Origin of the sequence: Pseudomonas sp. Pdm06, from assembly GCF_014851795.1 — a bacterium.
Lineage (GTDB): Bacteria > Pseudomonadota > Gammaproteobacteria > Pseudomonadales > Pseudomonadaceae > Aquipseudomonas > Aquipseudomonas fluorescens_AA.
Map to the genome: position 1 here is coordinate 96,028 of NZ_JACVAH010000010.1, position 12,000 is coordinate 108,027.

Below are 12,000 nucleotides of genomic sequence, written 5' to 3' on the forward strand. Positions count from 1 at the left end.
GGTCTCAGGGGCGTTTTGCAGTGACGAAGGCCGCAAGGCTTGCCACATTGCTGAAATGGTTACGAGTGTCCTTGGCGTCGGCGTCGATCTTGATGCCGTACTCCTTCTGGATCGCCAGGCCTAGCTCCAGGGCATCCACCGAGTCCAGGCCCAGGCCTTCGCCGAACAGGGTCTGGTGGTCGCCGATGTCGTCGACTCCAATATCCTCCAGGCCGAGGGCGTCGATGATCAGCTGTTTGATGTCACGGTGCAGATCGCTCATCTTCGGCGAGCTCCTTGATGAAATAGTGATGCAAGAAATCGTTGAGCCTGCGCGAAGCCTGGGGAGGCGGGCCGAGCGCGGCGAACGCCTGTGGATCTATATCGGCCCCGACGTGAAAACTGAAGTGCACGCGGCGCCGGGGGATGCGATACCAGGGTTCGGCCTTGGTCAGGGTCGTGGGGTTGACCTTGATCGTGACGGGCGTGAGGATTTTCGCACCCCGCAGGGCGATGGCCGCGGCCCCCCGATGAAAGGCCGGCACCTGGCCTGGCTGGGTGCGCGTCCCTTCGGGAAACACGATCAGCGTCTGGCCATCTTGCAGGGTATCGCTGGCGGCATCGAGCATATCCATGCTGCCGTCGTTGCTGATGTACTGGGTTGAACGCAATGGACCACGGGTAAAGGGATTGTCCCACAGGCTTTGCTTGACCACGCAGTTGGCGTTGGGCACCAGCCCGATCAGGAACACCACGTCGATCAGCGAGGGGTGATTGGCAATGATCATCTGCCCGGGGCGCCCGAGCCGTTCGGCACCATCGATCTGGTAGGTGAGCACGCCGGTACGGGCCATGAACCGGATAAAGAACCAGAACAACCGCCCGACGGTACGACGAGCCCTTTGTCGGTGGGCCTGGGCATCGCCGGGCAGCCACGCCAGCAACGGAAAAACCAGCAAACGCAGGCACAGCCCGCCCAGCCCGAACAGGGCGAAGCTTGCGGCGGTCGCGACCAGGCGCCAGTAATAGGCGTCGCGATGTTTACCGGTCACCGGTTGCGTTGCCAGGTCCATACACGATTCTTCCAGGCATGTTGGCAGGTGGTTTCGTTGTTCAGCAGGGTACGCAACAGGTCCAGGGCATGGGGCCAGTCGCTGCCAGATCGCTGGTTGGCCTGCGCGGACAGGTCCAGTTGCCAGTCGTCGCCCTGCGTCAGCAGCAGGCCCATGGCATAGGGGAAGGGCACGTCATCGACCCACGGTGCGTAGACCTGCGGCGGCTGTTCTTCGGTGATCACCAGCAACACCGCCGGCGAGCCTTCGTTCAACAAGGCGGCGGCCTCCAGCACGCCGTGTTCCAAGCCGTCGCCGGTGGCGGCCAAGGCGGTCATTTCGCTGGTTTCGCCGCGCATGATCGACCACAGGCCGATCACGGCGTTGTGCACCGACAGGCTGAACTGAGTTGGCGACAAGGGCTGGTCGGCCGCCAGATCCTTGAGAATCTCGAAAGTGCGCGGGGTTTCGCCGTGGCGGGAAATAAAGACCAACGGTAGGTCCGGCTGGCCCTCGGCCAGTGGCCAGCCGACACTGAAGGCCATCCTCGCCAGGCGGCTGAGGCGACGACGCTGCATGGCAGGCAGGAACGATACGTCAGGGGCGGCATCGCTGGCCGGCAATACAACCGGCTGTCGGCTCCAGGCCTGCCAGTCGTCCACGCTTTCGAGCCCAGGGGCCCACGCGCGCCATTGGGCGATACTGAAATTGATCAAAACTCATCCCACCCCTGCGGGCTTTTATTGTCACGGTTCAGTGGTTTGACCCGCGTCCAACCCTGCATGGCCTTGCGACCCAAGTGGCGCGCATTATCCCGGTGCGGTTGGCTTGTAGCAAATACTGGTTACATTTTGCCCAGCAAAATGTACGAGTCGGTCCACTCGATGCCTGGCTTGGACCATTATCGCGATCGTCACGGGCTTGTCTGTCGGTTGTTTCTGTCTTTATCCGGGCACGATTGACGTCTGAATCGTTGGAAAAGCCACTGTTGCTGTAGTCCTTCTACGCAGAAGGTAGCTAAGCAGTGTCGCGGCCTACTACACTCGGGAATCTTTGATACACGGAGGTTTTGACATGCGGCGTGTGGTGTTCAATCAGAAAGGTGGCGTGGGCAAGTCCAGCATCGCCTGCAATCTGGCGGCAGTCAGCGCCAGCGAGGGCTATCGCACGCTGTTGGTGGACCTGGATGCCCAGGCCAACTCCACTCAATACCTGACTGGCCTGACCGGCGACGATATCCCCATGGGCATTGCCGACTTCTTCAAGCAGACCCTGTCGTCCGGGCCTTTCTCGAAAAAGAACAAGGTGGATATCTACGAAACGCCGTTCGACAACCTGCACGTGATCACCGCCACGGCGGAGCTGACGGACCTGCAGCCCAAGCTCGAGGCGAAGCACAAGATCAACAAGCTGCGCAAATTGCTCGAAGAGCTGGAGGAGGATTACGACCGGATTTACCTGGACACCCCGCCAGCGTTGAATTTCTATGCGGTTTCAGCGTTGATCGCCGCTGATCGGGTGCTGATCCCGTTCGACTGCGACAGCTTTTCCCGTCAGGCCTTGTACGGCCTGCTGGCGGAAATTGAAGAACTCAAGGATGACCATAACGAAGGCCTGGAAGTCGAAGGCATCGTGGTCAACCAGTTCCAGGCCCGCGCCAGCCTGCCGCAGCAGATTCTCGACGAACTGATCGCTGAAGGCCTGCCGGTATTGCCGGTGTACCTGAGCAGTTCGGTGCGCATGCGCGAATCCCACCAGGCCAGCCTGCCGCTGATCCACCTTGACCCGCGGCACAAGCTGACCCAGCAGTTCGTGGAACTGCATGGGTTGCTGGAAAGCTGAGGGCTGGCCGCCGACCGTGGGCGATCAGCTGATTTTGCTCAGGTAAGGTGGCAAGTCCTGCTCCGGCACGACCGATAGCACCTTGAGGCGTTGCAGCATCCGTTGCCGGGCGCGTTGCAAATGCTCCTTGAGGTTCAGCGCGGCGGCGTCGAAGGCACCGTGTAGCAACAGTTCCAGGATCAGGCGGTGCTCGGCCAGCATGGCGGGGTCCGCGCCGATTCCCAGCAGCCGGGAAAAAATCCGGCTGATGATCATCGGGCTTTGGGCCTGGCGAATCAGTGCTGCCATTTTGCGATTTTGCAGGCCGCCGAGGCAGTGCTGGTGCAGGTCTTCCTCGATGCGCTGGATCGTCTCTTCCGGGCAATGCTCAGCCTGTTGCGCTTGGGTTACCCGTTCCAGCATGGCTTGCAGTTGCTCGCGGCTCAGCCCTGGCGCACTTTGACGTAGCGCCTCAGGCTCCAGGCAGGCGCGCAGCTCATAATCTTCGGTGACTTCCCGGGCAGTGAGCGGGCCGGCCAGCCATTGTGAGTAAGGCTCTTTTTCCAGCAAGCCCCGGTCCCTCAGGCGCATCAAGGCTTCTCGCACCACGGCCCTGCTCACGCCGTAATGCTCGGCGGCGGCTTGTTCATCGAGGCGGTAGTGGCCGAAGGTAATGCAGGTCAGCAACGCGCTGCCGATTTCTTCGTGGATCCGCTCGCCCAGTGGTCGCGTGTCCACCAGTTCTTCGCCACGCGCCAGGCCAAGGTGAACATGGCTCAAGGGCAGGCGCAGCGGCTCGATATCCAAGCCCAGGGGATTGATCAAGTACCCACGCCCGTCAAAACGGCTGATCAACCGCTCTTCGTGCAACAAGTCCAGCGCCTTGCGCACCGGGACACGGCTGGTGCCGAACAGCTCCGCCAGCGGTGCTTCCAGTAACACCAAGCCCTGCAGTGCGGTGCCCTCGGTGATTGCATCACGCAATACCTGATGAATCATCGCGTAGCGAGACGCGGTGCGCGGGTCTTGGGCTGGCGCTGCTTTCATCGATTCCTCTGGGCATGACGGCGATGGAGGGATTCTCTCACAGTGTCCTGTGTCACTGAGGGTCACATTGGCGCGCCCTTTCGTGGGGCTCGCTCCATCAAAACGTTACTTTTATGCACCTAAATGTATCTTTTATAAAAATATACATTAGATAAGCATCCCATCTGGATATTGACCAGGCCCCGCTCATCCAAACCGCCCACCCCCGCTCTAAGCCGATGGTTCCGACGCCTATGGGGACTTTTGCGCTCAGCGGCTATGGACTGCGCAAGCGTAGCTGGCACGAAATCTGCTCCATATAAAATGTACATTTTAATAATAGATACGTTTTTATGGATGCCGTAGCCCATGAACCCATTTTCCTCGCTGGATGCCATTGCACTCGCCGAAGCCTTCGCGTCAGGGCGCACCGATCCGGTCCAGGTGCTGGAGCAGGCGCTGGAGCAAGCCGCTCGCGCCGAACACGTGTTCGTGTCGTTGACCGAGGCCCGGGCCCGGCGTGAAGCGCAGGCCTCGGCGGCGCGCTGGCGTGCCGGGCAACCGTTGAGCGGCTTCGACGGCGTGCCGCTGGCCTGGAAGGATTTGTTCGACGTGGCCGGCAGTGTCACCACCGCGGCAGCGGCGGTGCGCCGGAACGCACCGCCCGCTCTGTTGGATGCCGCCAGTGTCAGCCTGCTCAGCCGGGCCGGCATGGTCTGCCTGGGCAAGACCAACCTCAGCGAGTTCGCCTATTCAGGGCTCGGCCTCAACCCGCACTTCGGCACGCCGGTCAACCCGTTCAGCGATGCACAACCGCGGATCCCTGGCGGCTCCTCCAGCGGTTCGGCGGTGGCGGTCGCGGCGGGCATCGTACCGATCTCCATGGGTACCGATACCGCCGGTTCGATCCGCATCCCGGCGGCTTTCAACGCTTTGGTGGGGTTCCGCGCCAGTTCCCGTCGTTACAGTCGCGATGGGGTATTTCCCCTGGCCCACAGCATCGACAGCACCGGCCCGTTGACTCGCAGCGTGCGTGACGCCTGGATGATCGACGAACTGCTTCAGGGGCGCGACCCACGACAAGCGCCGCCGGTGCGCAGCCTGGCCGGGCAGCGTTTCTGGGTCGAGCAAGCGGTGCTGGAGGATGCCCGTGTCGAGGCCGCGGTGCGGGCCAATGTGCTGGCCGGTGTCCAGGCGCTGCGCACCGCTGGGGCGCTGGTGGAGATTCGGCCATTGCCGGCTTTCCAGGCCAGCCTTGCGCTGATCCGCGACCACGGCTGGCTGGGGGCCGCCGAGGCGTTCGCCTTGCATGAGGCCTTGCTCGACAGCGCCGATGCCGAACGTCTCGACCCGCGGGTACGCCGGCGTCTCGAAGCGGCGCGGCCCATGACCGCCAGCCAGGTGCTCAAGCTTTACGACGCGCGATCGACCTTGCAACGCCAACTCGTCGAGGAACTCGACGGCGCGGTGCTGATCACGCCGACCGTGGCCCATGTCGCCCCGCCGCTGGCGCCTTTGGAGGCTGACGACGAACTGTTTGCCCGTACCAATCTCGCGACCCTGAGCCTGACGATGCCCGGCAGTTTGCTCGACATGCCCGGCGTCAACCTGCCCAGCGGCCGTGATAGCCAGGGGCTGCCCACCGGCCTGCTGCTCAGCGTGCCTCAAGGCGAGGATGCCCGGCTCCTGCGAGTCGCGCGCTCGGTCGAAGCGACGCTGGCCAATTCCTGATTGATGTTTGAACAACCACCACAACCGGAGGCCGATCATGGCTAAAGATATTCTTTGTGCATTTGGGGTCGATGTCGACGCCGTGGCGGGCTGGCTCGGCTCCTACGGCGGTGAAGACTCACCCGACGATATTTCCCGCGGCCTGTTTGCCGGTGAAGTCGGCTCGCCGCGGCTGCTCAAGTTGTTCGAGCGCTACGGCCTGCGCACCACCTGGTTTATTCCCGGGCATTCCCTGGAGACCTTCCCCGAGCAGATGAAAGCCGTGGCCGACGCGGGCCACGAGATCGGCGTGCACGGCTATAGCCACGAAAACCCCATCGCGATGACCCCACAGCAGGAAGAGGCGGTGCTCGATAAATCCATCGAGTTGATTACCCAGGTGACCGGCAAGCGGCCTACCGGCTATGTCGCGCCCTGGTGGGAGTTCAGCAAAGTGACCAACGAGCTGCTGCTCAAGAAAGGCATCAAGTACGACCACAGCCTGATGCACAACGACTTCCATCCCTACTACGTTCGCGTCGGCGACAGCTGGACCAAGATCGACTACAGCCAGCACCCGGACACCTGGATGAAACCGCTGGTGCGTGGCCAGGAAACCGATCTGGTGGAGATCCCAGCGAATTGGTACCTCGACGACCTGCCGCCGATGATGTTCATCAAGAAATCGCCCAACAGCCACGGTTTCGTCAACCCGCGGCACCTCGAAGAGATGTGGCGCGACCAGTTCGACTGGGTCTATCGCGAACACGAGCATGCCGTGTTCACCATGACCATCCACCCCGACGTCTCCGGGCGTCCGCAGGTGCTGCTGATGTTGGAGCGCCTGATCGAACACATCCAGGGCCATGCCGGCGTGCGCTTCGTCACGTTCGATGAAATTGCCGATGACTTCATTCGTCGCAACCCCCGCAGCCGTTGATCCGGCATTTAACCGAGGCGTGTTCTCATGTCCATCTATAACAAACTCGACCTGACTGGCTGGAAACCCGAGCAATTGACGCCGGCCCAGGTGCGCTTCGCCACCTGGATCGCTTTTTTTGCCTGGGTATTTGCGGTCTACGACTTCATTCTGTTCGGCACGTTGTTGCCGGAAATCGGCCGGCACTTCAATTGGAGCGAAGTCGAGCAAGCCGAAATCGCCACCTGGGTGGCGGTCGGCACGGCGGTGGTGGCGTTGGCCATCGGCCCGCTGGTGGACCGCTTGGGCCGGCGCATGGGGATCATCTTCACCGTCAGCGGCGCGGCGATCTGTTCGGCCCTGACGGCCATCGGCGGTGCCTGGGGCAAGTCCCCGTTGATCCTGATCCGTTCTCTCGGCGGGTTGGGTTACGCGGAAGAAACCGTCAATGCCACCTATCTGAGCGAACTCTACGCCGCCTCCGATGACCCGAGGCTGGCCAAGCGACGTGGCTTCATCTACAGCCTGGTGCAGGGTGGCTGGCCGGTGGGCGCGCTGACCGCCGCCGGATTGACCGCCGTGTTGCTGCCGACCATCGGCTGGCAGGGCTGTTTTATCTTTGCGGCGATCCCGGCCATCGTCATTGCGATCATGGCGCGCAAGCTCAAGGAAAGCCCGCAGTTCCAGATCCACCAGCGTATCGGCCAGTTGCGCAAAAGCGGCGCGGTCGCCGATGCCCAGGCAGTGGCGTCCACCTATGGCGTCGACTATGAGGAACACAGCAAGGCCGGCCTGGCGTCGGCTTTTCGCGGCACGTCGCGGCGCGCGACATTGGTGATCGGCGCGGCGATCCTGCTCAACTGGGCGGCGATCCAGGTGTTCAGCGTGCTCGGCACGACGGTGATCGTCAGCGTGCACCATATCTCTTTCGAAAACTCGTTGATCATCCTGGTGCTCTCCAACCTGGTGGGCTACTGCGGTTACCTGAGCCATGGCTGGATGGGCGACAAGATCGGCCGGCGCAATGTCATCGCGTTGGGCTGGATGCTGGGCGGGCTGTCGTTTGCCGGCATGCTCTACGGGCCGAGCAACCTGCCGATGGTGGTCGGTCTCTACAGCCTGGGCCTGTTCTTCCTGATCGGGCCCTATTCGGCGGCGCTGTTCTTCATCGGCGAGAGTTTCCCCACCAGCATCCGCGCCACGGGCGGCGCGATTATCCATGCCATGGGGCCGATCGGCGCGGTGGTGGCCGGGTTCGGTGCCACCCAGGTGCTGGCGGCAGGCGGGAACTGGCAGACCTCGGCGCTGTACTTCGGCGCGCTGCCTTGTTTCCTCTCTGGCGCGCTGATGTTCGCGGCACGCCATGTCCGTCCAGAAACCGTGAAGTAAGGAGGCGGCTCATGACCCGTAGAGTTGCATTGATTACCGGTGCCGCCAGCGGCATTGGCCAGGCCCTTGCCGTGGCGTATGCCCGTCACGGTGTGGCGGTGGCCGCCGGCTATCTGCCGGCGGACCCTCACGACCCGCAAGACACCCGCCAGCAGATCGAGGCGTTGGGTGGCGAATGCCTGATGCTGCCACTGGACGTCACCGACAGTCGTTCGGTGGATAACCTGGCCGAGCAGGCATTCAGCACTTTCGGGCGTCTTGATTATGCGGTGGCCAACGCCGGCCTGCTGCGCCGTGCGCCTCTGTTGGAAATGAGCGACGAGGCCTGGAACGCCATGCTCGATGTCGATCTGACCGGGGTGATGCGCACCTTCCGCGCCAGCGTTCGCTACATGAGCGAGGGCGGTGCGTTGGTGGCGATTTCTTCGATCGCCGGCGGTGTGTATGGCTGGCAGGACCATTCTCATTACGCTGCGGCCAAGGCCGGTGTGCCAGGGCTATGCCGTTCGCTGGCGGTGGAGTTGGCTGGGCAGGGCATTCGCTGCAATGCGGTGATCCCGGGCCTGATCGAGACGCCGCAGTCCTTGGACAGTAAAAATTCCCTCGGGCCCGAAGGCCTGGCCAAGGCGGCCCGGGCGATTCCGCTGGGGCGAGTCGGCCGGGCCGATGAGGTGGCGTCGCTGGTGCGGTTCCTGACCAGCGACGAGTCCAGCTACCTGACGGGCCAGAGCATCATCATTGACGGCGGCCTGACCGTGCGTTGGCCGGATTGAAGCCGGGCGTCACGGGTTTTGTTTTCAGTGATGGCCATCCCTGTTTGCCCTGGATCTGGAGGATTGTCCCATGCAACAACTGTTCAACCGCCGCGCCGTGATCACCGGCGCCGGCAGCGGCATCGGTGCCGCCATCGCGCGGGCTTATGCCGCGCAAGGCGCGCGCCTGGTGCTGACCGATCGCGATGCCGAGCGCTTGTCCACCACCGCAAACGACTGTCGCGCACTGTCGGTCGAGGTGTACGAGTGCGTGGCCGATGTCGGCTCGGTCGAAGGGGCCCAGGCTGGGGTCGATGCGTGCGTCGAGCAGTTCGGCGGTATCGATATCCTGGTCAACAATGCTGGCATGCTGACCCAGGCGCGTTGCACCGAGCTGAGCATCGACATGTGGAACGACATGCTCCGGGTCGACTTGACCAGCGTGTTCATCGCCAGCCAGCGAGCCTTGCCGCATATGCTGGCGCAGCGCTGGGGGCGGATCATCAACGTCGCCTCGCAATTGGGCATCAAAGGCGGGGCCGAGCTCAGCCACTACGCGGCGGCCAAGGCCGGGGTGATCGGTTTTACCAAGTCACTGGCCCTGGAAGTGGCCGCCGACAACGTGTTGGTCAATGCCATCGCCCCCGGGCCGATCGAAACACCGCTGGTGGCCGGCATCAGTGAAAGCTGGAAACAGGCCAAGTCCGCCGAACTGCCTTTGCGACGCTTCGGCTTGGCCACGGAAGTGGCCCCCACCGCCGTGCTGCTGGCCAGTGACCCGGGAGGCAACCTGTTCGTGGGTCAAACCCTGGGACCGAATGCCGGCGACGTCATGCCATGAAGGAGTGCTGAAGCATGTGTGGCTTGTGCGGTCTATTGGGCGAAGATGTGCATTGGAGCGATCCGCTGGGTGATGGGCTGCCCCGGCGTCGCGAGCGATTGCGCCGGATTTCAGCGATCAATCGCGTGTTGGCGCCGTTACGGCTCAAGGTCGAGGATTTCCAGGGCACGGCGTATCTACTGCTGGGCGCCACCGGGCGGCAGGAACTGGCCAGTGGGCTCGACCAGCTGTGGAGCCTGGCAGAGTCGATGACGGGCCGCGCGGCGGATCCCCTCGACCCGGTCCTGCTCCAGTCGTTGGAGCCGGCCTCATGAGCATCGCCCTGAACGTCGTGACCGGGTTTCTCGGCAGTGGCAAGACCACCTTGCTCAACCGTCTGCTGCAAGACGAAAGCCTCGGTGACACAGCGCTGCTGATCAATGAATTCGGCGATATCGGCATCGATCACTTGTTGGTCCAGGAGGTGGCGCCGGACACGGTGTTGTTGCCCAGTGGATGCGTCTGCTGCTCCATCCGTGGCGAGCTGAAAGACGCGTTGCTCGATCTGCTGGCGCGGCGTGACCGGGGCGAGATCCCGCCCTTTCGCCGGGTGATCCTGGAGACGACCGGGCTGGCCGATCCGGCGCCGATCCTGGCGACACTCAACAACGACGTGCAATTGCGCGGACGCTTCCATGTCGGCTTGGTGGTGACGTTGGTCGACGCCTGTCACGCCGAGTTGCAGGCGCGCATCCATCCGGAGTGGCTGGCCCAGGTGGCCGCCGCGGACCGCCTGCTGCTGAGTAAGACCGATCAGGCCGCTGCGTCGGCTGTCAGCGCGTTGCGTCAACGGCTGCAAACGCTGAACCCGGGGGTGCCGCTGCTCGACACCCATGATGTGCTCAGTGGCGATCAATTATTGTTGGGCGAAGGCCTGCGCGGCGCCACGCCTGAAGTCGAGGTGGCCCGTTGGCAATTGCATCGTCCGCTGGGCCAAGTTACGCCGCACGGCGAGGCCCAGGTTTGCTGCCTGACCTTCGATCAGCCGCTGGACTGGATCGGCTTCGGAGTCTGGTTGTCGATGCTGCTAAGATGCCACGGCGAACGCATTCTTCGCGTCAAGGGATTGCTCAACGTGAACAGCCTCCAGGCCCCAGTCGTCATCCATGGCGTGCAGCATTGCCTGCACGCGCCGGTACATTTGTCCCACTGGCCCTGTGCGGAGCGCCAATCGCGGTTGGTATTTATCGTCAGGGGCCTGGACCCGCAGCGGTTGCGGCATTCGTTCGATGTCTTCGCCCGTTGCTTCGCCCCGGCGGTTGAGGTGAGCGCCTGATGACCCGTGGTACGCCCATCACGTTGCGGGTGCTCGGCACCTCCGTCACCTTGCTCGAATCCTTGCGGGTTCGCGCCGAACAGGACCTGGGCATTCGCCTGGTCTATCAGGTCCACAGTGTCGAGCAGGCCCAGCGCATCGCGGTGATGCAACCGGACAGCTACGACCTGTACGACCAGTGGTTTCACAACGTTGATTTCGTCTGGCCGGCACGCGCGATCCAGCCCATCGACACCCGGCGCATCGCCCTGTGGCACGAGATCAACGACCTGCCCAAGCGCGGCCGGTTGTCCGCCGCGGATCGCCCGGTCAGCGGCAGCGTGCCCAATGAGCGCTTGTACGTGCAACACGACGGCAGCCTGGGCAGCACCGTCAGCGACTACATCAGCATGTTGCCGTTGACCCACAACGCCGACAGTTTTGCCTATCGCCCGGAACGCTTGCCCACGGGGTTTTCCCGTGACAACGAGAGTTGGGGCTGGCTGCTCGATCCGGCCTGGAGCGGGCGTACCGCGCTGCAAAGCGACGCGGCGATTGGTGCCATCGACGCGGCGCTGGCGATACAGGGCATGGGTTTGGCGTCGTTCAAGGACATCGGCAATCTCAGCATCGAAGAGATCGACAGCCTGGCCGATGTGTTGGTGCGCAAGCAGCGCGAAGGTCATTTCGCGGCGTTCTGGTCGGATGACGAACAGGCGGCGCAACTGATGCTCAGCCCAACCATCGACATCGAGAGCCTTTGGTCTCCGACCCTCATGCGCCTGCATCGGGCCGGGATCAAGTACCGTCTTGCCGTGCCCCGTGAAGGTTATCGCGCCTGGTTCGGTGGGTTGTCCGTGTCACGCCATGCCCGGGGAGCGGTGCTGGATGCCGCCTATGCGTTCCTTAACTGGTGGCTCTCGGGATGGCCTGGCGCGGTCATGGCGCGCCAGGGGTATTACATCAGCAACCCGCCCCGCAGCCGTGATCATTTGAGCGATGCCGAATGGGACTATTGGTACGCCGGCAAGCCGGCCCGTGAAGTGTTGCCAGGCAGCGATGGCGAACCGCTGATCGACATCGGCGAAATGCGTGACGGGGGTTCGTATGAGCAACGCATGGGCCATATCGCCGTGTGGAACTCGGTGATGGACGAGCACAACTACCTGGTGCGGCGTTGGGGGGATTTTCTGCGTGCTGCCAACAAAGGCCGCTGA

General features: G+C 63.0%; 13 protein-coding genes. 9 read left to right on the plus strand and 4 right to left on the minus strand.

Features of this window, described 5'->3' with window-relative positions:
• Window positions 1-4: 4 nt before the first annotated feature.
• The 3 genes from IB266_RS17420 to IB266_RS17430 are packed head-to-tail and all read right to left on the minus strand — an operon-like array spanning window position 5 to window position 1,747.
• Window positions 5-262 (minus strand): phosphopantetheine-binding protein, encoded by a 258-nt coding sequence (locus tag IB266_RS17420; protein WP_060739511.1) that lies wholly within the window; start codon window positions 260-262, stop codon window positions 5-7.
• Window positions 243-1,052 carry a lysophospholipid acyltransferase family protein gene (locus tag IB266_RS17425; protein ID WP_060739510.1) on the minus strand — a complete coding sequence of 270 codons (810 nt, stop codon included), beginning with the start codon at window positions 1,050-1,052 and terminating at the stop codon, window positions 243-245. Before IB266_RS17425 ends, IB266_RS17420 begins: the two co-directional genes overlap by 20 nt.
• A complete protein-coding gene (locus IB266_RS17430) occupies window positions 1,028-1,747 on the minus strand; it encodes a beta-ketoacyl synthase chain length factor (RefSeq protein ID WP_192261913.1) in 720 nt (239 codons plus the stop codon). Before IB266_RS17430 ends, IB266_RS17425 begins: the two co-directional genes overlap by 25 nt.
• 358 nt (window positions 1,748-2,105) lie before the next feature.
• On the opposite strand from IB266_RS17430, the gene IB266_RS17435 reads away from it, so the two are divergent.
• Complete coding sequence (locus IB266_RS17435; protein WP_063323262.1) at window positions 2,106-2,873, plus strand: ParA family protein; 768 nt, start codon at window positions 2,106-2,108, stop codon at window positions 2,871-2,873.
• A gap of 24 nt (window positions 2,874-2,897) precedes the next feature.
• Here the strand turns inward: IB266_RS17435 and IB266_RS17440 are convergent, their stop codons facing one another.
• Window positions 2,898-3,899, minus strand: a complete 1,002-nt coding sequence (locus tag IB266_RS17440; RefSeq protein WP_192261914.1) for a GntR family transcriptional regulator — start codon at window positions 3,897-3,899, stop codon at window positions 2,898-2,900.
• Between the two features lie 348 nt (window positions 3,900-4,247).
• On the opposite strand from IB266_RS17440, the gene IB266_RS17445 reads away from it, so the two are divergent.
• From IB266_RS17445 to IB266_RS17480, 8 genes are all read left to right on the plus strand, one after another.
• Window positions 4,248-5,609: an amidase gene (locus tag IB266_RS17445; protein WP_192261915.1), complete on the plus strand. Its 1,362-nt coding sequence runs from the start codon at window positions 4,248-4,250 to the stop codon at window positions 5,607-5,609.
• Between the two features lie 37 nt (window positions 5,610-5,646).
• A complete protein-coding gene (locus IB266_RS17450; RefSeq protein WP_060739506.1) occupies window positions 5,647-6,528 on the plus strand; it encodes a polysaccharide deacetylase family protein in 882 nt (293 codons plus the stop codon).
• 27 nt (window positions 6,529-6,555) lie between these two features.
• Window positions 6,556-7,896: an MFS transporter gene (locus tag IB266_RS17455; protein WP_060739505.1), complete on the plus strand. Its 1,341-nt coding sequence runs from the start codon at window positions 6,556-6,558 to the stop codon at window positions 7,894-7,896.
• An 11-nt stretch (window positions 7,897-7,907) separates the two neighbouring features.
• A complete protein-coding gene (locus tag IB266_RS17460) occupies window positions 7,908-8,669 on the plus strand; it encodes an SDR family NAD(P)-dependent oxidoreductase (protein ID WP_103308862.1) in 762 nt (253 codons plus the stop codon).
• A 70-nt stretch (window positions 8,670-8,739) separates the two neighbouring features.
• Complete coding sequence (locus IB266_RS17465) at window positions 8,740-9,489, plus strand: SDR family NAD(P)-dependent oxidoreductase (protein WP_192261916.1); 750 nt, start codon at window positions 8,740-8,742, stop codon at window positions 9,487-9,489.
• A 14-nt stretch (window positions 9,490-9,503) separates the two neighbouring features.
• Window positions 9,504-9,803, plus strand: a complete 300-nt coding sequence (locus tag IB266_RS17470) for a hypothetical protein (RefSeq protein WP_192261917.1) — start codon at window positions 9,504-9,506, stop codon at window positions 9,801-9,803.
• Window positions 9,800-10,804, plus strand: coding sequence for a CobW family GTP-binding protein (locus IB266_RS17475; RefSeq protein WP_192261918.1), 1,005 nt, complete (start codon window positions 9,800-9,802; stop codon window positions 10,802-10,804). The genes IB266_RS17470 and IB266_RS17475 overlap by 4 nt, the downstream gene beginning before the upstream one ends.
• Complete coding sequence (locus IB266_RS17480; RefSeq protein WP_192261919.1) at window positions 10,804-12,000, plus strand: ABC transporter substrate-binding protein; 1,197 nt, start codon at window positions 10,804-10,806, stop codon at window positions 11,998-12,000. Before IB266_RS17475 ends, IB266_RS17480 begins: the two co-directional genes overlap by 1 nt.